General features: G+C 35.9%; 28 protein-coding genes. 18 read left to right on the plus strand and 10 right to left on the minus strand.

Annotation, left to right across the window (positions count from 1 at the left end; all coding sequences use genetic code 11):
- From ACFSBH_RS00385 to ACFSBH_RS00445, 13 genes are all read left to right on the plus strand, one after another.
- Positions 1 to 220 (plus strand): transposase (locus tag ACFSBH_RS00385; protein ID WP_379595502.1); only part of this gene is annotated, 220 nt, incomplete at its 5' end.
- A gap of 77 nt (positions 221 to 297) precedes the next feature.
- Complete coding sequence (locus tag ACFSBH_RS00390; RefSeq protein ID WP_379595504.1) at positions 298 to 612, plus strand: DnaD domain-containing protein; 315 nt, start codon at positions 298 to 300, stop codon at positions 610 to 612.
- Positions 609 to 950 carry a hypothetical protein gene (locus ACFSBH_RS00395; RefSeq protein ID WP_379595506.1) on the plus strand — a complete coding sequence of 114 codons (342 nt, stop codon included), beginning with the start codon at positions 609 to 611 and terminating at the stop codon, positions 948 to 950. Before ACFSBH_RS00390 ends, ACFSBH_RS00395 begins: the two co-directional genes overlap by 4 nt.
- A 1-nt stretch (position 951) precedes the next feature.
- A complete protein-coding gene (locus tag ACFSBH_RS00400; protein ID WP_379595508.1) occupies positions 952 to 2,244 on the plus strand; it encodes a replicative DNA helicase in 1,293 nt (430 codons plus the stop codon).
- Positions 2,245 to 2,357: 113 nt separating this feature from the next.
- Entirely contained in the window at positions 2,358 to 3,242 is an 885-nt protein-coding gene (locus ACFSBH_RS00405) for an Rpn family recombination-promoting nuclease/putative transposase (RefSeq protein ID WP_379595535.1), read from the plus strand.
- 802 nt (positions 3,243 to 4,044) lie between these two features.
- A complete protein-coding gene (locus tag ACFSBH_RS00410) occupies positions 4,045 to 4,257 on the plus strand; it encodes a helix-turn-helix transcriptional regulator (RefSeq protein WP_251515805.1) in 213 nt (70 codons plus the stop codon).
- Positions 4,254 to 4,640: a hypothetical protein gene (locus tag ACFSBH_RS00415; RefSeq protein WP_379595510.1), complete on the plus strand. Its 387-nt coding sequence runs from the start codon at positions 4,254 to 4,256 to the stop codon at positions 4,638 to 4,640. The genes ACFSBH_RS00410 and ACFSBH_RS00415 overlap by 4 nt, the downstream gene beginning before the upstream one ends.
- 137 nt (positions 4,641 to 4,777) lie before the next feature.
- On the plus strand, positions 4,778 to 5,221 hold the full coding sequence (locus tag ACFSBH_RS00420; RefSeq protein WP_251515801.1) for a GNAT family N-acetyltransferase: 444 nt from the start codon (positions 4,778 to 4,780) through the stop codon (positions 5,219 to 5,221).
- Positions 5,222 to 5,658: 437 nt separating this feature from the next.
- The gene (locus tag ACFSBH_RS00425; protein WP_379595512.1) at positions 5,659 to 6,090 is read left to right on the plus strand and encodes an NUDIX hydrolase; all 432 of its coding nucleotides are present in this window, start codon (positions 5,659 to 5,661) and stop codon (positions 6,088 to 6,090) included.
- Between the two features lie 120 nt (positions 6,091 to 6,210).
- A complete protein-coding gene (locus tag ACFSBH_RS00430; protein WP_379595514.1) occupies positions 6,211 to 6,537 on the plus strand; it encodes a hypothetical protein in 327 nt (108 codons plus the stop codon).
- A 332-nt stretch (positions 6,538 to 6,869) separates the two neighbouring features.
- Positions 6,870 to 7,352: an RNA polymerase sigma factor gene (locus tag ACFSBH_RS00435; protein WP_379595516.1), complete on the plus strand. Its 483-nt coding sequence runs from the start codon at positions 6,870 to 6,872 to the stop codon at positions 7,350 to 7,352.
- Between the two features lie 30 nt (positions 7,353 to 7,382).
- Entirely contained in the window at positions 7,383 to 8,534 is a 1,152-nt protein-coding gene (locus ACFSBH_RS00440; protein ID WP_379595518.1) for a DUF4367 domain-containing protein, read from the plus strand.
- A 185-nt stretch (positions 8,535 to 8,719) separates the two neighbouring features.
- Positions 8,720 to 9,034, plus strand: coding sequence for a YolD-like family protein (locus ACFSBH_RS00445; RefSeq protein WP_251515792.1), 315 nt, complete (start codon positions 8,720 to 8,722; stop codon positions 9,032 to 9,034).
- 72 nt (positions 9,035 to 9,106) lie between these two features.
- Here the strand turns inward: ACFSBH_RS00445 and ACFSBH_RS00450 are convergent, their stop codons facing one another.
- The 9 genes from ACFSBH_RS00450 to ACFSBH_RS00490 all read right to left on the minus strand — a co-directional run bounded on the left by ACFSBH_RS00450 (position 9,107) and on the right by ACFSBH_RS00490 (position 13,547).
- Positions 9,107 to 9,733: a Type 1 glutamine amidotransferase-like domain-containing protein gene (locus ACFSBH_RS00450; protein ID WP_379595520.1), complete on the minus strand. Its 627-nt coding sequence runs from the start codon at positions 9,731 to 9,733 to the stop codon at positions 9,107 to 9,109.
- Positions 9,734 to 9,798: 65 nt separating this feature from the next.
- Positions 9,799 to 10,002 carry a hypothetical protein gene (locus tag ACFSBH_RS00455; protein ID WP_379595522.1) on the minus strand — a complete coding sequence of 68 codons (204 nt, stop codon included), beginning with the start codon at positions 10,000 to 10,002 and terminating at the stop codon, positions 9,799 to 9,801.
- A gap of 69 nt (positions 10,003 to 10,071) precedes the next feature.
- Complete coding sequence (locus ACFSBH_RS00460) at positions 10,072 to 10,377, minus strand: hypothetical protein (protein ID WP_251515787.1); 306 nt, start codon at positions 10,375 to 10,377, stop codon at positions 10,072 to 10,074.
- Between the two features lie 77 nt (positions 10,378 to 10,454).
- The gene (locus ACFSBH_RS00465) at positions 10,455 to 10,907 is read right to left on the minus strand and encodes a hypothetical protein (protein ID WP_251515786.1); all 453 of its coding nucleotides are present in this window, start codon (positions 10,905 to 10,907) and stop codon (positions 10,455 to 10,457) included.
- A gap of 53 nt (positions 10,908 to 10,960) precedes the next feature.
- Positions 10,961 to 11,617 carry a YesK family protein gene (locus ACFSBH_RS00470; RefSeq protein ID WP_379595525.1) on the minus strand — a complete coding sequence of 219 codons (657 nt, stop codon included), beginning with the start codon at positions 11,615 to 11,617 and terminating at the stop codon, positions 10,961 to 10,963.
- Between the two features lie 15 nt (positions 11,618 to 11,632).
- Positions 11,633 to 12,118: a hypothetical protein gene (locus tag ACFSBH_RS00475; RefSeq protein ID WP_379595527.1), complete on the minus strand. Its 486-nt coding sequence runs from the start codon at positions 12,116 to 12,118 to the stop codon at positions 11,633 to 11,635.
- 4 nt (positions 12,119 to 12,122) lie between these two features.
- Entirely contained in the window at positions 12,123 to 12,614 is a 492-nt protein-coding gene (locus ACFSBH_RS00480; protein ID WP_251515783.1) for an RNA polymerase sigma factor, read from the minus strand.
- A 206-nt stretch (positions 12,615 to 12,820) separates the two neighbouring features.
- Positions 12,821 to 13,117, minus strand: coding sequence for a hypothetical protein (locus ACFSBH_RS00485; protein WP_251515782.1), 297 nt, complete (start codon positions 13,115 to 13,117; stop codon positions 12,821 to 12,823).
- Between the two features lie 121 nt (positions 13,118 to 13,238).
- Positions 13,239 to 13,547, minus strand: coding sequence for a hypothetical protein (locus ACFSBH_RS00490; RefSeq protein ID WP_251515781.1), 309 nt, complete (start codon positions 13,545 to 13,547; stop codon positions 13,239 to 13,241).
- A 207-nt stretch (positions 13,548 to 13,754) separates the two neighbouring features.
- Between ACFSBH_RS00490 and ACFSBH_RS00495 the strand changes: the two genes are divergently transcribed.
- Together ACFSBH_RS00495 and ACFSBH_RS00500 are read left to right on the plus strand one after the other, a co-directional pair.
- On the plus strand, positions 13,755 to 14,624 hold the full coding sequence (locus tag ACFSBH_RS00495; protein ID WP_251515780.1) for a transporter substrate-binding domain-containing protein: 870 nt from the start codon (positions 13,755 to 13,757) through the stop codon (positions 14,622 to 14,624).
- Positions 14,625 to 14,680: 56 nt separating this feature from the next.
- Complete coding sequence (locus ACFSBH_RS00500) at positions 14,681 to 15,367, plus strand: amino acid ABC transporter permease (RefSeq protein WP_251515779.1); 687 nt, start codon at positions 14,681 to 14,683, stop codon at positions 15,365 to 15,367.
- A gap of 126 nt (positions 15,368 to 15,493) precedes the next feature.
- On the opposite strand, the gene ACFSBH_RS00505 is transcribed toward ACFSBH_RS00500, so the two are convergent.
- A complete protein-coding gene (locus tag ACFSBH_RS00505; RefSeq protein WP_251515778.1) occupies positions 15,494 to 15,919 on the minus strand; it encodes a globin domain-containing protein in 426 nt (141 codons plus the stop codon).
- Between the two features lie 389 nt (positions 15,920 to 16,308).
- Here ACFSBH_RS00505 and ACFSBH_RS00510 point away from each other — a divergent pair, with 389 nt between their 5' ends.
- The 3 genes from ACFSBH_RS00510 to ACFSBH_RS00520 all read left to right on the plus strand — a co-directional run bounded on the left by ACFSBH_RS00510 (position 16,309) and on the right by ACFSBH_RS00520 (position 18,381).
- Entirely contained in the window at positions 16,309 to 17,070 is a 762-nt protein-coding gene (locus tag ACFSBH_RS00510; protein WP_204169676.1) for a methyltransferase domain-containing protein, read from the plus strand.
- 405 nt (positions 17,071 to 17,475) lie between these two features.
- Positions 17,476 to 17,760 (plus strand): hypothetical protein, encoded by a 285-nt coding sequence (locus ACFSBH_RS00515; RefSeq protein ID WP_379595531.1) that lies wholly within the window; start codon positions 17,476 to 17,478, stop codon positions 17,758 to 17,760.
- A 147-nt stretch (positions 17,761 to 17,907) separates the two neighbouring features.
- On the plus strand, positions 17,908 to 18,381 hold the full coding sequence (locus ACFSBH_RS00520) for a hypothetical protein (protein WP_379595533.1): 474 nt from the start codon (positions 17,908 to 17,910) through the stop codon (positions 18,379 to 18,381).
- Positions 18,382 to 18,502 lie beyond the last annotated feature (121 nt).

Genomic DNA, 18,502 nt, shown 5'->3' on the forward strand with positions numbered 1-18,502 from the left:
GACTCACAGTATGTCAAGAGTAGGAAAATGTATTGATAATGGACCGATGGAATCGTTTTGGGGAACCCTCAAATGTGAAGAGTATTATTTACATAAGTATGAGACCTTTGAGGAACTATCAAAAGCAATTGAAAAATACATTTATTTCTACAACAACAAAAGATATCAAGAAGGATTAAACGGCCTTAGCCCTATAGAATACAGAGCTAAAGCCGCTTAAATTCTTTTTATTATTTCCGCTGTCTACTTGACAGGGGGCAGTTCAGAGACGCGCGCCAGCTTCAATCTCTTTTTAACATGTATGAGCAAAATTTCGGCAAGTTGAAGCCGTTGATAAAAAAAGAGTTCATCCGTTGGGTGCAGATCGTTGGTTTGGAAGTGGTCGAAGAGGGCGTTACGCTCGCAGTGAAGAAAGGCGGCAAGACCTTCAGCTACGTGGAAACGATTTTAAAAGAATGGGTGACGAATGGTCTGCAAACGATCGAGGAAGTGCGGAACTATGAAAAAATGAAAAATGATAAACACAATATACAGCCTATCCAAGATCACCGAATCAACAAAACAGATAAACAGCAAGCACTGCTGAAATGGGCGAGGGAGGAATTCAAATGACGATCGATGAGGCAATGGAAGTATTGTATACGATGGAGGAAATGTATCCGAAGTTCAAGCTGACGGAGCGTAAAGCAAAAATTTTAGTACCGAATTTAAAGAAAATGAATTTCCGTAAAGTGATGGAAAATTTGGGTGAGCATGTCATGCATCACCCGTATCCACCACAGCTCAGTGAAATTGCCGCGTATGAAGAGGAGGAAGTGGAAGATGAGGAAGAATCACCACTCGCGGAAATTGAAAGGTGGAAGGAAGAAGCGAAGAAGGTTACCCCGGAAATGAAACTAGAGTTCCAGGAGCAGCTGGAACAGTTACTGCGGGAGAAAGGGTGGGAGTAGGATGGACACGTACCATGCAGAAACGAGTTTGCTTGGTTCGATACTCCTTGAAAACGAGCTGTTCAACGAATTAGAGATCGATTCCAATTACTTCAGATACCAGGAGCATAAACTCATTTTCGAGGCGATGGAAGAAGCTTATCGAGAGAAACAAGTCATTGATATGGTGATCCTGACAGCGGTATTAGGAGATAAAATTGGAGCAATCGGCGGTGTTCAATACCTGACTCAACTCCTTGAATCGATTCCGAGTACTGCGACTTTTAAACATTACGAGCAGATCTTAATCGAATCGTATCAATTGCATCAGGCAAAGCAGGCTGTACAAGATTTTTTAATCGAGCCATCTCTATCTAGCTTGGATCGTTTAGTCAATGACTTAAAGGATGTCACCGCACTTATAGCATCTGAAACGGAAAACAGCACCTTTGAGGAGTTGATCGGAATCAGTGAAGAACTGATGAATCCAAACCTCGAGAAATTGGGTCACCTGACTGGCATCCGTTCATTAGACGAACTTACGGGAGGAATGCAGCGAGGAGATTTAATTATCATCGCTGCAAGACCCTCTGTCGGGAAGACGGCATTCGCCCTGAACTTGGCAGCAGGTCATTGTATGAACGGAGGGTCGACACTTTTGTTTAGTCTGGAAATGGGAAGACGCCAGCTGTTGAAGCGGATGATTTCAGCACAAGCGCTTGTGAATGGGGGCAAATGGCGCGATATACATAACCGGTTTTCACCCGAAGATTATCAACAGGCAATGCGAGCAATTGGTGATCTGTCCAACTGGCAGCTGGAGATCATCGATTCCAAACGAACGATAGCACAAATCCGAGCCGAAATACGAAAGCACCAGCGTGATGCAGCAAATCAAAATCAGCTTGTCCTCATCGATTATCTCCAGCTTATTACACCAACCACCCTTCGAAAAGATCGCCGCGATTTAGAAATTGGAGAGATTACGAGGGAACTGAAATTACTCGCAATGGAGCTGGAGATCCCGATTGTCCTGCTGTCACAGCTCTCCCGAAGTGTGGAAACGAGACAGGATAAACGCCCGCTCATGTCTGATTTAAGAGAATCAGGAAATATCGAGCAAGATGCAGATGTCATCGCTCTCTTATACAGAGATGACTATTACAACAAGGACAGTAAAAAAAAGAATGTGCTGGAGGTGATCATTTCAAAACATCGGAATGGGCCGACAGGGGTGGTGGAGATGGAGTTTTTACGGGAGTATGGCAGGGTGAGGGAACTGAGACAGAGAGAAGGGAAACTGGTAGGTATTTAGCGCAATAATTGCTCTGTACTAGTTGAAGGAGGAGAATGTATGTGCTACTATTTGGTCAGAATAACATACAGTTACCTCACCAAAATATTTCTGAGGGAAGTGATATGTTGGCAATGCCTCTAGTAGTAAGAGAAGTACCCCGCATTTACATGAAGCACGATCAACTGTACAAAGAACTCATCAACACCTTTTTTAAGGAATTTATTGAAGCATTTTTCCCGGACGTATATGAACATCTTGATTTCCAAGCTATAAAACCGATCTCCGAGGAAGTGTATACAGATGTGTTGCAAGGTGAGAACCGTCGTCTTGATATTGTAGTGGAGACAAAGTTAAGAAATACAGACGTTGTAATTATAGTTCATATAAAGCCTCAGAGTTATGTGCAAAGAGAATTTCATGAAAGGATGTTTCGCTATTTTAGTTTGCTATACAATAAATATAGAAAGCCTATTGTACCTATAGCCGTTTTTAGTTACAAGGAAAATTGGGAAAAGAATAGATACACGATGGAATTTCCATTTTTTCATGTTTTAACATTTCATTATTTGACCTTACACCTACGGAAAAAGAATTGGCGCGATTATATTCGTTCGGACAACCCGGCTGCTGCGGCGCTTTTAAGCAAGATGGGATATAATGAAGATGAGAAAATAGAAGTTAAAAAAGAATTTTTACGGATGATAACAAGAATGGAACTTGATCCAGCCAGACAACGATTGATTTACGGCTTCTTTGAAACGTATCTAAAATTATCAAAAAAAGAGGAGGATAAGTTAATGGAGGAGATAAGGAATTTACCTGAAGCGGAGAAGATCTTGGAGATTCCAATATCTTATGAGGAGAAGGGGAAAGAGCTAGGCAAGGAAATTGGGAAAGAGATAGGAAAAAAAGAAGTTGCGACGGAGATGTTGAAGAAAGGATTAAGTGTGGAGTTAATCTCGGATGTTACACATTTAGAGGTGCAAGAGATTGAGAGATTGAAAAAACAAATATGAATAAAAATGTAACGGGTTCGTTTGATGGGGAGAAAACATTAAAGAACATATTCTTTGGGGACACAATTCACATAAGAATTGAAGTCCCTGTTTTTGTTTATATTGTCGAATTGGCGCAAAATTATCACAGGTATTAGCATGATTTGCTTTCTGCCCACTGAGATTGAGCAATGCTCTTCCTATTTCAAGTAAATGACCATAAAAATTAATTTCATCCTTTTCAAATTTCAAGTTAGTTCCGACCTGAACAACCTCATAAAACACTAATTTCACGGGTGTGAATACTTTAGGGACATTTATTGTCCCTGTATGAATTCCCTTGTCCTGCAAGGGGTTGGGGTTGATTTATGTATTTATATGATGTACCTTAATAACAAGGGGGGACGGAAAATGCTTATTATGATCTGTGACAAATGTGATGAAGTAGTGAATTACATCAAATCAGAATCGTATCAAAAGTTTTACTGCGACGGAAAGAAATATTGTACATGCCAGGAGTCAAAAATAGAATCTTTGGCCTTGAAAAATCAGATACTATTTAAATAATGGGTGCTGTTCTGGGAGAGAGAACAATAACTAACACATGATAAGGAGTACAAAACGCATCGCGTTTTGTACTCCTATTTTTATGGAAATGATGGTATGTATTAGCTTTTACCATCGGAAATAACTTTACAGATAGCAAGCCTACAAGAAAGATACATAGATTATATGCGATAAAAATGTTAATAACTCTTTACATACTTAGGGGGTTATGTTATAAAAAAAGTAAAGAGGTCTTTACATTCAGGTGGTGAAAGAATTGCCAGTTAAAAATAATATACGGAAAATACGAAGAGAAAAGGGCATCAAACAGTTACAAATGGCAGAAGATCTGCAAGTAACAAGACAAACGATGACAGCGATTGAAAATAATAAGTATAACCCCAGTCTTGAATTGGCTTTGAAAATTGTAAAGTATTTTGAGATGCCCATTGAAAAAATATTTATTTTGGAAGAGGAGGAAGAGAAATGAAGCAAAGAATTAGTAAGTGGATATTAACGTTTGGAGCAATCGGTGCTTTGATTGGGATGACACTAGGACAACTTATTACAGGTACACTAAATCTTTCAGGATTACTAGGTTCTCTCTCTGGAGTGTTGTTGTTTTTTATTATTGATCTCATTAGAAATCGGATGAAAAAGGATAATACTCCTGATATAGATGAGCGAACACGTTATAATATGATCAGATATTATGTCTATGCTTCTAATATCTTTATTGGTGTAGCTTTTCTATTGTTAGCTATCGTCACCTTTGTTGGAATGGAACAAGTTTCCGTATATTATTTATGGATCATGATATTTGTATATTTTATAGTAAGTGGAATTGGTGCAGTAGTTGTAAGTCGAAAATAAGGTTATATTTTTATAGTTATCGATCACGAATCAATAAATTTCCGAAGAATTGGGCAATGCTGGGAGTTGATGCGATAAAGAGCAAATGTATTTTATTGTTTAAAAAACGCGATGTTTAAGAATGGAGAATTCCTTTGGTGACATTAAAAACAATTAACGAAGATAATTATGAAGAATGTTTGAATTTGAAAGTGTCGGTTGACAATACAGATTTCGTAGATCCTGTTGCGTGGTCTTTGGCAGAGGCTTGGGTTTTTTATGATGATTCACGCCCCTTTGCCATTTATGCGGATGATGTGATGGTCGGCTATGTTTTAATGTATATTGGCGAAGAGAACCATCAAATAATAAATTTCATGATAGACAGCCGTTTTCAAAAAAGAGGTTACGGAACAGCGGCAGCTAAGCTTTGCATTGAATATTTACGTAAAGACTACAACGCAAGTAAAATTTCTTTACCAGTGGAGCCAGAAAATATAAATGCACAAAAACTATGGAGTAGCGTAGGTTTTACAATGACAGATGATATGGAAGACGGTTATCTTTTTATGCGATTAAGTTTTACCCAACATGAAAATTAGAACCTGAAATTATTTTAAAATATAATTAAATATTAAGCTTACGTATGCAAACGTTAACAAGATGATCATATTAAGGTCGCCTTTTTTTGATTAAATTTTGAGTTTTAATATTGGAATATTATGTTAGTATTTCATTTAAAGGAAAATTTTACAAGCAGACTTCAGTTGATTCTATTAAAGTGACATATCCTAAAAAACGAAAACGGGTGGTAGTATGTTTAGGAAGAGTATTAGACTTCCATTGATATATTTTGTAGTAGCAATTATTTGGCAGTTGATTTTTTATCAGAAAGTACGTTGGGTTGATAACATAGGGATATCTATTTTAATGGTCCTGATTATTCTTTTTTATCATTGGACAAAGAAACCTTATAAATGGAATAGAGATAGAAGTGAATGAAATATTGAGGGAGTTAGTTTAATAAGGGAGTGATTGAATGCAAGGTTATAATGTGATAATGGTTTACAACAATAAACTGGATAAGTTGTTGATGTGTAAAAGATTAAAAGACCCTTATAAAGGATTAAGTAATTTAGTGGGTGGCAAAATTGAAGTTGGAGAGGCAGGTATTGAGGCCGCCTACAGAGTGCTTCTTGAAGAAACAAGTATTTCAAAAGAAGATATAAAATTACATCATTTAATGGATTTTACCTATCATCTTCAAGATTGTTATGTTGAGGTTTATGTTGGTAGATTAAAGAGAGCAATATCAGTTTCTGGTGATGAAAATATTCTGTATTGGTCTGATTTAGATCAAAACTTTTTTGATATGTCTTTATACGCTGGAGAGGGTAACATCGGCCACATGATAGAGCATGTGAACTATATCAAAGATACAATTCTTTCTGATGAAAACTCCTTTGCATAAAACCAGTTCTCTTTCGGGTTCATTCTTTTATAACGGTGCAAAAATTAATGAAGGTGATCAAAGCGGGGGTCACCTTATACTTATTTGTTTATACGGTAGATACATAGGGGGATAAAGGTGATGTGGAATTTATACCAAATACTAATGATTTTATTAATTGTAACATCTATGTGGTTGTTAGAATTTACAAGTCAAGACAGGACCGTTCAATTAACAACCGGAGAATGGACTACGGTAATACCTTCATTCGGTACTTTTTTCATTGTTGCATTGATTGTAACTTTTATTTATTTTATCTTCTTATTTGAGGCTAAAAAAGATAAAAGTCTACTTAATAATCCGATATGGTCAAGGATGCCAAAAATCACTGTAATTATAGGTGTTTTATCAGTAATTGTATTTATATTGGGTGGAACGATCGGTCCTATCATGACATGGGTGGAATAATGGCGATTCACAATTTATGTGTTTCTTGTTTATTTCTTATTTTTAATTTTCCTGTTTATCTTTTCGTTCGAATACAAAAAACAAAGAACTTCCCAACAAAGCCAAAAATCTATACATATTTCTTATGCTTGGACACTTTTAGTGTTTTTTGTTCTATATTTCTTATTTTGAATTCAAATGTAAAGAGGGATTGTTCAATAATATGCTTTGTTCATTAAAGAGTTGTCAAAAGGGACGACTCTTTTTTATTCAGAATTAAATAACGAAATTTGCAACTTTTAAAATCCAATTACGTCTTAGTAACGATGAGAAAATCTAGGGGGAGAGTTGTTTTGGCAGAAGACAACATCACAAGGGGAATTACTGAATGGTACGATCGCTACAGTGATTCGATATTCAGTTACATATTCATGATGGTCCGTGATTATCAACTAGCGGAAGACTTAACTCAGGATACATTCCTAAATGCTTATAAAAAGTATCATTCATTTGAAGAACGGGCAAAACCGAAAACTTGGCTTTTTAGTATCGCTCGCAATATAACCATCGACTATATGAGAAAGCGAAAACCGATAAGTGTCTTTAAGGATATATTTGGAACCAAAGAAGAAACCAACCCACTACCAGCAGATATTGTTGAGGTTAGGGAAACTTCAAAAGAGCTATATAGAGCGTTGGGCAACATCAAACAACCTTATCGTGAAGTGATTGTTCTAAGAAAGTTAAAGGGTTTCAGCATTAAAGAAACAAGTGAAATCTTGAATTGGTCAGAAAGCAAGGTTAATCTACTCTTCATCGGGCCATTCCCGCTTTAGAAAAACAACTTACTAAGGAGGGGTTTCTAAATGAAAAAACAATATAGTAATCGGCCTGTCTATGATGACTATTTACAACAACTGGATAGGGATATCATAATGACTAGAAAACAAAAAAAACAGACTCGGAGCAATCTACTATTGAACATAGACGACATGAAGCAGCCTGCAAAATATTTTGTCAGACTTAAATATGTATCTAGCTTTGGTGTGTTTGTAGTCCTTCTATTCATTGGTTATCAATTGTTTGCAACCGATATTCTCAGTCTTAACGAAGAATCATCAACAAAACCACAGGACAACCAAACAGAAAACTTTTTTATATTAGATGAAGCTGATGAAGCGGTTGAATCGGAGCAACAAGAGACTATAAGAGAAAGTAAATATGGTGAGAGGACGGAGAGTGTTGAACCTCTCATAGATATTATAAACTTGATTCTTCCAACTTATGTCCCAGGACAAGAGCCTGCTGAACCAAAACACGTAGTAGAAGTATCTGAATCAGCATATGCATATGCTGATTACCATCTTCCTGAAGATCAATCTCTTAGCGTTTATCTAGGAGAAGGAAGTGTAGAAGATATGTGGCAATTTAAATTTGACTACAAAGACGAATCATTTGAAGAATTTGAATTAGCTGGGCATCCTTCTATTCTCCGGTTAGAGGCAGAGGATGTTGCTCACTTTAGCAACCTTCATATCTTTGGTGAAAACCAAATCATCACGATATCTACGCGTGGGATTGAAAAGGAAGAAATATTGAAAATCGCGAACTCGATGGATTTAACAAAGTTAGGTACAACAATTGAAGTTGGAGAAACCTCGGTTGAAGATGCATCTGAAGAATTATCAAGGGAAATCGAAGAAATTACAAAGAATCTCGAGGAAGTTAGCGGAACAGAATTCAAAACACCATCTGAATATGAGCATTATTTCGTCGGTGAGATTCAAGCTGATTTAGAAAAACTTCCAAAAGAAGTACAAGAATATATATTATCTGGTGCTTCTGTTCATATTGTTGACACCTTTGTTCATGATGAAGCAGCTAGAAAAACTTTAATTGAAGCTAATGAGCGATTGCCTGAATTCAATTCCAACGATGTGGATGCTTTAATTTCCAATATGGTAGATAAAAGCTACGAAGAAAGATTAAAGGAATTGATTGAATTTAGAAATGAATAATCCCCTAGTGGATAAGAAGGGTAAAATTTTTCTGAATTGAAACGAGTTAATAAATGCTTGTCGCTTCTTGCGTGAACGTGTACGATAGTTTAATTAAGAAACCATACTTTCAACAAATTACCATTGAACACAAACGTATGTTCTTATATAATAAAAAATACAATATGTTGAAAGGTGGATATAGGATGATTAACGATAGAGGTACAATCAAATGGACATCAATGATGCTGCCGGAGCATGCAAATATGTTGAAGGAAATGTGGAGTCAAAAGGAATGGAAAGAGAAGCCGATGCTTGATGAACAATTAATAACGGAAATGAATTTAAAGCTGCAGTTTGCTCTTAAGGATGACTTGACGATTGAGATTGAATATTTTAAAGACCACGATTACCACAAGATAAAAGGAAAGTTATTAGGTGTCAATCCCTTGCTTAATTATATTAAGATAGAAGATATGGAGCTTCCATTGGACGCTATTACCGGCGTGTGGATAGATTAAGAACAGAAGAATGGTTCAACAACATGTGAAACGCTCAGATCTTTCTGAGCGTTTTTGAGTAACTCTGTACCATCATTCAATGATAATTACTTCTCCATCCCTTAATGCTTTAAAAGGTATTTTATTATTAATCAGATATTCAATGTAATTGTCTATATCTCGAGACTCTGGATGGTCTGATTTATAATGGGGAGCAACTGCATAATCTAAAATATGTAGTCCGTCCCAAATAGCTTGAAACTCTTCTCCATACGGCTTCTGATTAGGGTCATCTGCAAAATCAATCCCTTTTAGCGTTGGTCCAAGAATACAAACGCCCGCACTGTACCCTCCGTATACGATGTCTTTGTTGTCTCTATAATACTTTTTAAGAATTTCATCGAACCCGCTTAATCTCATAGCCTGAGCAAGAACGAAAGTGTTGCCGCCCCTTATCCAGATGACATCATACTCATTAAGTTGATCTTCTAGTCCTTCTGGGTTATGGAAATACTTTTTTAAATCTAAAATATCCACTATAAAACCTAGTCTGAGCAGATCCGAAATGTCCGATGCATCACTTTTACTTTTTCTTTCTAAATCAGTTGCAAAGTCCAGTGCATTATTGATATATGCAACTTTTTTATTACCGGTTTTCGTCATGTCAATTAATCTTTGTTCTTCATATCCGATTTTATAAGACGACAGATAAAATTTCATGTTATCCCTCATTTTCCTTCTTTAATGAATGCATTCGCTAACTCAATAAGAATCAGAAAGCAACATCATTTTTTCCTATTATAAATAGCTCGCTTTATATCAAAAACACCTATCGTTCCACAAATTAATACACCTAAACTTAAAATACCAGTAAGAATCCAGTTACTACTCCAACTATCTATTACGCCATATAAACAAGCTAATGCCACAACTAAAGCGGCGTATTTTTCTCTCCATTTATCTAATTTTGAGGGGGCTTCATTACTCAAAAAAATCAACTCCATCGCTAAGATACATTAGTAAAGAATAAAGACAATAATTCAACGTCGTTTCATTTTTTAAAAGTAACAAAGATCATAAAGCAATGGCATCAACACAAGTATGACGATAGTAACAGCAACAATGAACAGCAGGTTAGCAAATAACAGCACCGTCCATTGTCTGTTCTTGAATTGGTACCAGTAACTAAACCCCCACATGGATAAAAGTAAAATCCAAATTCCCATATCTATAGGACTAGGGGAGGGTACACTTGGATCTGGCTCACTAATATTTACGAACAGGGCAAGTCCGAGAAACCCGACAGCTCCCAAAAGGATTATATTAACAACATGCGCAAAAAGATGATAAAGTTTATTTTTCATTACATCTCCACTCCTTCAGCCCTTTAATATATTCGACAAAAAGAGCGTTAACCCTTCTTGGATAACGCTCCTGTTAGTTAAAATATCATTTGACCGATCAGATAACCAAGACCTGTCTGCCAAAAGAATAAAAATACTACCATCATAAGAAACCAAGTAATCCGCCAAATCTTATTGGGCCGGACAAATTGAAGGAAATAAAAGACACCCCATATGACATACGAAAGCCCAGTTGCAAAGTACGTTTCGGACCCTGCCGTGTTGCTGAATAAGGCCCCAAATAAAGCAATTGCGTTAAACGCCAATAACATAAATAAAAAGATAAAGTTATTTATATGAAACGCTTTGTTACTCAAGTTTCCTATAAATAAGATGGATGCCATGATTACTAATAAACCTATAAATATGAAAGGAATAGCGAGAGAAGTTAAGGTTCCACCGTCATCATTTATCATTAATACAGTACCAAATAAAATAATTCCGCCACCTATTAAAGCCAATGTTTTTCCTGTTTTAGACGATTTGTTCAATGTAAGGCACCTACCTTATAAGCAAATAGTAACCTTGGAATCACGGTCAAAAATTAATTTCCCGAACTACCTATTTCTTCAAAAACCACACCATCCGTTGTTTGCACTTTCAACGGTTCTTTTATTTCATCTATCCCTATTTGGATGAAAGGAACCTTGCCATCTACGCCTTCACCTATAAGCTTGAGCGTGATTTCTGTAGAACCCCATTTACTCACATCTTCAACTTGTATCTCTTTTCCTAGATATTCCTCGCCTAGCAGTATAGTTATTTCTTTCTTACCTTCCGAAATAGTGGAGATTCGGTAACCTTCCGTTTCTATAGGGGCAGCGCTTGCTTGTGCAATAATCCAATAACCATCATCTGAATAGATGGTTAATCCAATGATTGCAAAAAATAGAATAGGTAAAACAACAAGACTGATTTTATCTCCCTTATGGAGTTGTTGTGATTTTATTCTTCGGGTGATGAGGGGTAAAAGAAGGGTACCAATAACACTAATGGTTAAAAAACCACCAGCGATAAATAAATAACCCATCCCTTCAAACCCTCCAACGAAGAATATACTGTAAACAACAATTAATAAAGAAAAAAGAAAGGTGACCATTGGTGCCAAATAATAGTTGCCGTTCCTTTTTGACACAATAAAAACAAACGTAAAAAAGATCAACCCTAAAAATAATCCACCTAACATAATTAGGTATGCCATGTTCAAACCCCCAATTTATAAAAATAACTCCACGATATTGTCTAAGAGAAAAATGATCACTAAATCAGCAACTAGTGAGGTCCAGAACCATTTTTTATTGAAGAACGTAAACGTGAATACCAGTAAAAAGATCGCAGCCGGTACGTAAAATAAAATGATCCCTGAGTAAAATTGTCCCATCAACAGTGGGGCAGATTCACCGTAATATGAGAAGCTGGAGTAGAAAATATAAAACAAAATGAGCGCTCTCACCGTAACAAGTAGCAACTTTAGTCCAGTATTAAACTGCACGAGTTTCTTTAATGGTTTTAATTCCACACCCTCCGAAAAGTCTTGCTTTGGCATGCTTTCGTCGAACTCTACGGCGCTCTCATGTAATTTTCTGCAATCCCCACAATCTTTGATGTGTTCTAGAATTATCTGTTTCGGCTCCTCCTCCAGGTCATTGATTAAGGGAATCAACTCCTGAGATAAGAGATGTATTTTTTTAAAGCTATCCATAACCTCACCTCTCTTTAATCATCCGTTTTCTCATTCGAAACACTTTCGATTTTATGGTCGATACGGGAATGTTTAAAAGCTCACTGATCTCCTGGTAGTCATAGCCATAATACTCTTTCGCAATAATGATTGCTTTGTCAGTCGTGGACAGTTTACCTAATACGGTCATCAATTCATGATTGATTGTGGTACTTATTTCTGGTGTATAGTTATCAACCAGTAACGACTCGATAATGTTCTCATTTTGAAGCAACTCTGGCTTCTTCTTTTTGTAATAGTCGAGCAGTGTATTTTTCGCTCCTCTAATTAGCCAACTCCTCATATAGTTCACTTTCGTAACACTAGAAGGAGAGACTAGAATTTTGGCAAACAACTCCTGGATAATATCGTCAGCGACATCATCATCTTTGGTCAATCCTATTAATAAGTTTCTGAGATACACATAATGCTCATGATATATAGCATCAATGAGAACGAGTGGGTTCTTTTTATCCATGTTTTAATCTCCCTAAATCATTTCCCTGCAAATGAGACGAATTGGAGGCGGGTAAAGTTGCCTTTATTTTCTTTTTTATGTATTTTACAATTCTATTGATCTACAATGGCTAATTCACTGCCATTTATTACAAGTACAACAAAAAAGGTGGTTAATCCTTCTTGAATTAACGCACCTGTTAATGGAACAAAGAAATTAGTACTTCACTAATTAGCCCAGTCAAAACTTCTTATTATAAAACCTTGTTTCTTTGCATAGTTATTCATCGCTTTAAGTAGCTTACCTTTGGATATGGAAAATGAATGGTGAATTTCTCTTTTTTCATCAATCACATATTCTGCAAAAATGATAAAGTTTAAGAAGTCCATTTTTTTAACAACATATTGATTACATTCATATTCTCCGCATCTGATATTTCCAGAATAGATAAAGCGAATTAGTCCGTCATAATAGACTTGATCAGAAATCTCCACTTTCAAAAAATCTTGCAATATATCCTGCATTTAATCACATCCTCTAAGCAAATTCCTTAATTTATATATTTAAATGGAGTCTATCAGAGGGAGTTGAATAAGAAAAAGAGCCGACTATGCAGTTCAACAATCTTCAAGTAAAGACCCCGTACTACACAAGTGAATTTGATTTTTGTTGTATAATGTTTTGTATCTTCTTTCGGTACCGATCTTGGAAAAAGTTCTTATCCATCTTTTTGCTATCGAACGTTCCAATAACTCTACGTACATCTTTGTCATGAATAATTAGCTGTTTATGTTCTTGATTGTTTAACAAGTCTTGAAACCATTTATACTTCTTTAAATGGTTGATGTTTCTACCTATGTCCTCTTCGTTTACCGCTAAGAGGGAAGGTAAAAAGAGGCCGAGATTCAGAAAGACGATTAATCCGAAAATAAAAACAGAAAATAAAATTTTCATATCAACCCTCCTTGTAACAGTACGGATATGCCATCGAAAAGTTTCATTAAGTGATTCGACTTTCTTCCTAAGTCAAACTCCACTACGAAACTGGTGTTATAAGATAAATGAACGACTGATGAAGTACAGATACAATAATATTGTTATATCGAATCCAGCGTGTTACACTATAAGTTGTCAAAATAATATAACAGGGGGAGAGGGAAGATGAGAAAATCATCCATATATGCTGTTTTATTTGCTTTAGTACTGGTACTTGTAGCTTGTGGAGATAGTGAGGATACCACGGAAGATAGTACAACTACAGACGAGGTAACCGATGAAGTTTGGGAAGAGATTAAAGAAGAAGGGGTTATTACCGTTGGAACATCAGGTACACTATATCCTACTTCTTACTATCCAGAAGGATCGGATGAACTAACAGGTTTTGAAGTGGAAGTTCAGAGAGAAATTGCTAATCGGTTAGGGGTAGATGTTGAGTTTGAAATTATGGCCTATGATGCCATACTATCAGCTATAAACTCTGGTCGAGTCGATATGACCTCCATGGGACTACGTGGCGAAAGAAAAGAGCAATTTGCTTACACACAACCTATCAAATATTCTTTCGCAACGATGATTGTTCGTAAAGATGACCATTCAGGGATTGAAAAACTGGAAGATTTAGAGGGTAAACTCGCTGGAGGAGCGGCAACAACTGTTTATAGCGAAATCGCTGAAAAGTTTGGTGCGGAAGTAAAAACGTATGGTAATGCAACGAACGATGCTTATTTACGAGATGTACATAACGGAAGAACGGATGTCGTAATTAACGATTATTACTTACAGAGTCTCGCAATTCAAGCGTTTCCGGAATTTAATATTGAAATACATCCAGATTTAAAGTTCCATACTTCAACAACAAGCATTGTGATGCCTAAAGAAGCAGAAAAGTTACGTGAAGAAGTAGATGCCATTGTTGCAGAGATGCTGGAGGATGGTACATTAAGAGAAATTTCAGAGGAATTTTTCGATGGACAAGATGTTACAGTCGAACCTGAGGGAGATGTTATTGAGATAGAAGGAATAGCGAAGTAGATAAGAATACCGAATACCTAAAAGAACATAACTGGGAGAAGTAAGAGGGGTTATCTATGTTCGAAATCGACTATGTTCAATTGAATAATTTATTTGATTTTCAATTAGCGCTTGAAAGTCTTCCTTTTCTCTTGCAGGGAGTACCGATGACCCTTATTCTAACGTTGATAGGAATGCTATTGGGTCTCATTCTAGGTTTTTTCCTTGCGCTTGCAAGAGGTTCGAAATTGTTTATATTAAGATTTCCTGCTAGAACGTATATCTCGTTTATGCGGGGGGTACCAATGATCGTTTTCCTATTTCTCCTTTACTTTGGTTTACCGGTCATTGGTATAGAATTGACTGCTTTCACTGCAGCAGCGCTAGCTTTTGGATTAAATAGCGCTGCGTACATCGCTGAAATTAATCGCTCTGCCTTAAATAGTGTGGACATTGGACAGTGGGAGTCCGCAAAAGCACTTAATCTCCCGTACTGGTTAACGATGAGAAAAATAATCCTGCCACAAGCGGTAAGGATTGCGATCCCACCACTTTCAAACGTGCTATTAAGTATTGTGAAGAGCACGTCACTAGCGGCGATGATAACGGTGCCGGAGTTATTTCAAAAAGCTCAAATTGTAGCGGGCAGGACGTTTGATTCAATGACGATGTATATTTTAATCGCTCTTATTTACTGGCCGATCTGTGGTGCAATTGCTTATATGCAAGATCGTTTGGAGGATAAGTATAGTCAATACCTTTAATAATATGTTCCACATACCTGATGAAATCATGGTGTGTGGACTTTTTTGTTTTGTAAAACAAAAAATAGAGACCATTAATTTTTTTCTGAAAACAGCCTCTATTTGTAATAATTAATGACTATTTTATTATTTGATTGTTCCACTGATGACCTCGTCCTTGTGAGCCATAAAGGCATCAAGAACTTCATTTTTTTCTTTCACTGGCACATCGAAATGATCGAGTGTGTTTGCCAACACTTTACCTGCTGCATCAAATTCTTCCTCAGTTAACTTCATATCGTAATGAGTGGGTTCCAGGTCCAGACTGTCATTATTAGGGATAGTGCTGACGTACTTATAAGGACCACCAGCCTTTTCGCTAACCCATAAAGTTGTCAAAACTACAAAACCTGCTTCCCTCCAGCTTCTATTTGCATACCAATCTTTGAGAAAGGGATTAGAAGAGTTTTTTCCTGCAACGGGGTCTTCTGCTAGTGCTTTAGCGAAATGATCAACGACAGCAGCAATATTATAGATTCCACCTAAACGCTCGTATAATGACTTCTCGGACAAAACAATTCACCCTCCTTTACTTTTCACGGTACCCGAATTTATTAATTCAAAACATTAAGATTATATGAAGTAATTAGTAGAACAAATTACCCAAGTCATATTTAATAAATAAGGGATATACTTAAGCAATTTGGTGTATTACTTGAAGATTGTTGAGCTGCTTGGGTGGTTCTTTCTTATTGAACTAACGGGGCAGGATTATTGAATAAGCCAAATAATATGTAGCAAATTTAATTTTCTGATATAATTAGATAATAAAATCTTACTATTATTCGGGGTGTTTAAATATGAATTTATTAGAACATGAAATATAACAACTTACTTTTTATGTAAGAGGACCTCCCATTCTACGTTTCATACCTAATTTTAAACAATTTGGGAGGTAAATTATGATAAGAGATAATCAATTTTTAAGTTATTTAAACGATGTAAATAAAGAATTTTCTGGATGGGACTTCTCATTTATTACGGGAACTGGACGAATGAGAAGTGGCTTACTTTCTTGGTCTTATGGGAGTATGGCAAAACATCTAATTCAAAATGTTGATTCAATGTTGGACATGGGAACTGGTGGTGGAGAATTCTTATCAATGTTGAGACCATTCCCTCGTTCTGTTTATGCAACAGAAGGTTACAAACCAAACTTTGAAATAGCAAAAGAAAACCTTGAGCCTTTAGGAATAAAAGTTGTCCCATTTGAGGAGGACTCTGAACTACCATTTAATGATAATCAGTTCGAATTGATTTTAAATCAACATGAATCATATTCACCCGAAGAGATAAGAAGGACGATTCAAAAAAATGGTGTATTTCTAACACAGCAAGTTGGAGGCTTAGATTGTAAAGAAATTAATGAATCATTTGCTGTTTCATTGAACATTGAGTTTGAAAATTGGAACCTGACGACAGCTTTACAGGAACTTAAAAAGAATAATTTCGAAGTATTGTATAGTAATGAAGAGTTCCCAATTCAACGATTTTATGATGTGGGTGCATTAGTGTATTATCTAAAAGCAATACCTTGGCAAATTCCCGACTTTAATATCGAAAAATATGAAGAAAGTTTATATGATATACACAAACATATTCAGTCAAAAGGATTTTTTGATGTGAAACAACATCGCTTTATTATTAAGGCTAAAGCGATATAAATTAATGAAGTCTTCTTATAAAAGGAGACCTCGACTTTACTCTTATTGTGCTAAAGGGTGCTTTACTTGAAGATCGTTGAGCTGCTTGGGAGGATCTTTCTTACTGAACTAAAAGGGCGGGTTAATGTAAGAAGGATTGCAGGAAATCAGGTGCAATAAATAGAAATACATACTTAACATATTATGTATTATGCAGCCAAAGTACGGAATATAAAAACTGGAGAAAAATTATTACAACGAACGAAACAGATGGAAGACTCGTTAAGGTATGAAATAGAATAATATAATTTAAATAACTAAACCAAATAATAGACACCGATCCTTCTTCATTAAAAGTATAACAAGGCCACTGGCTTGTTGAGTCAAAAGGGTGGATAGTTGAGAAGAGAGGGGAAGGAAAAAATCATGAGTAAACGAAAGATAATATCGTTGGTTAATCTTTTAATAAGTGGTTTTATTGCTCTCATGGTATCTTTGTTTTTTGCGGGTGGAACCATTGCTGAAAATTATACAAACGAAACATTTGTTGCACCAGAGTTTTTCATCATTCTTGTTATCTGGGGGATTGGTGCCATCTTCGTTTGGATTCAGTTTTTTAAGGATTTAATACCTTATTTTGTTATTTCACTTATAATTACTTGGCTTTCCATACCTATAGGGATACAAATAGGTTTTTATATGGCTTCTTAATCGAAATTTCACTAACGGATGCGTTAATCTAAGAAGAATTAACCATTTTTTCTGTAGAAATTATTGTATTAACAATGCAGGTTAGTTCAATAAGAAATCACAAAAGTAATGAGCATTTACTTTAAAATAGATTAAACGGGGGTTTATATGCGAAAAATTTATCTAGATAGAACAGCATTCTCTGGAGCCGTATTTGTTAATTTAGAAGATGCTGAGATTATATCAGCAGGAACAACCATTAACTCAATGGGTGTTCATAATAGAAATGAGGAGTATCAAAGATACGCTAACGATTATGATATTCAAATTATCTTTGACGATGATATTCCGCATCTAGAGTTTTTTACAGTTCCACATGTAGATATTGTGGCAGAAGATAGTAAAGGAGGATTCATCGGAATTGTTTATCAGCAGTGTGATTCAGAAAGTGACGCCCCAATTTGTTATATCAATAGGGATTTAGAGTGCTTTATAATTTCTGGAAATGTAGAAGATTTTCTAAGTAATATAGGCACATGGCAAGACAACATGGAACCCTATGAGAAAATTACCGTTTATCGTTCGAAAGCAGAAGCAGAAACTGAACTAGAATTTATCGATTTGTCTGATATTCTTCCATGACTATAAATTCATATTGAACTAAACCAGCTAATAGTTGTCAATATTTTTCTCTAAAAAAATTAATTCTCTCATGATATACTAAAATTACGTATGCCAAATAACCCTCCACTACATAGTGATT

Source organism: Oceanobacillus luteolus, assembly GCF_042678205.1.
Taxonomy (GTDB): domain Bacteria; phylum Bacillota; class Bacilli; order Bacillales; family Amphibacillaceae; genus Oceanobacillus; species Oceanobacillus luteolus.

Bases quoted from the DNA above. Each gene is read 5' to 3' on its own strand.
- ACFSBH_RS00390 (WP_379595504.1), top strand. From the start codon at position 298: ATGTATGAGCAAAATTTCGGCAAGTTGAAGCCGTTGATAAAAAAAGAG.
- ACFSBH_RS00395 (WP_379595506.1), top strand. From the start codon at position 609: ATGACGATCGATGAGGCAATGGAAGTATTGTATACGATGGAGGAAATG.
- ACFSBH_RS00400 (WP_379595508.1), top strand. From the start codon at position 952: ATGGACACGTACCATGCAGAAACGAGTTTGCTTGGTTCGATACTCCTT.
- ACFSBH_RS00405 (WP_379595535.1), top strand. From the start codon at position 2,358: ATGCCTCTAGTAGTAAGAGAAGTACCCCGCATTTACATGAAGCACGAT.
- ACFSBH_RS00415 (WP_379595510.1), top strand. From the start codon at position 4,254: ATGAAGCAAAGAATTAGTAAGTGGATATTAACGTTTGGAGCAATCGGT.
- ACFSBH_RS00425 (WP_379595512.1), top strand. From the start codon at position 5,659: ATGCAAGGTTATAATGTGATAATGGTTTACAACAATAAACTGGATAAG.
- ACFSBH_RS00430 (WP_379595514.1), top strand. From the start codon at position 6,211: ATGTGGAATTTATACCAAATACTAATGATTTTATTAATTGTAACATCT.
- ACFSBH_RS00440 (WP_379595518.1), top strand. From the start codon at position 7,383: ATGAAAAAACAATATAGTAATCGGCCTGTCTATGATGACTATTTACAA.
- ACFSBH_RS00445 (WP_251515792.1), top strand. From the start codon at position 8,720: ATGATTAACGATAGAGGTACAATCAAATGGACATCAATGATGCTGCCG.
- ACFSBH_RS00450 (WP_379595520.1), bottom strand. From the start codon at position 9,733: ATGAAATTTTATCTGTCGTCTTATAAAATCGGATATGAAGAACAAAGA.
- ACFSBH_RS00460 (WP_251515787.1), bottom strand. From the start codon at position 10,377: ATGAAAAATAAACTTTATCATCTTTTTGCGCATGTTGTTAATATAATC.
- ACFSBH_RS00470 (WP_379595525.1), bottom strand. From the start codon at position 11,617: ATGGCATACCTAATTATGTTAGGTGGATTATTTTTAGGGTTGATCTTT.
- ACFSBH_RS00475 (WP_379595527.1), bottom strand. From the start codon at position 12,118: ATGGATAGCTTTAAAAAAATACATCTCTTATCTCAGGAGTTGATTCCC.
- ACFSBH_RS00480 (WP_251515783.1), bottom strand. From the start codon at position 12,614: ATGGATAAAAAGAACCCACTCGTTCTCATTGATGCTATATATCATGAG.
- ACFSBH_RS00485 (WP_251515782.1), bottom strand. From the start codon at position 13,117: ATGCAGGATATATTGCAAGATTTTTTGAAAGTGGAGATTTCTGATCAA.
- ACFSBH_RS00490 (WP_251515781.1), bottom strand. From the start codon at position 13,547: ATGAAAATTTTATTTTCTGTTTTTATTTTCGGATTAATCGTCTTTCTG.
- ACFSBH_RS00495 (WP_251515780.1), top strand. From the start codon at position 13,755: ATGAGAAAATCATCCATATATGCTGTTTTATTTGCTTTAGTACTGGTA.
- ACFSBH_RS00500 (WP_251515779.1), top strand. From the start codon at position 14,681: ATGTTCGAAATCGACTATGTTCAATTGAATAATTTATTTGATTTTCAA.
- ACFSBH_RS00510 (WP_204169676.1), top strand. From the start codon at position 16,309: ATGATAAGAGATAATCAATTTTTAAGTTATTTAAACGATGTAAATAAA.
- ACFSBH_RS00515 (WP_379595531.1), top strand. From the start codon at position 17,476: ATGAGTAAACGAAAGATAATATCGTTGGTTAATCTTTTAATAAGTGGT.
- ACFSBH_RS00520 (WP_379595533.1), top strand. From the start codon at position 17,908: ATGCGAAAAATTTATCTAGATAGAACAGCATTCTCTGGAGCCGTATTT.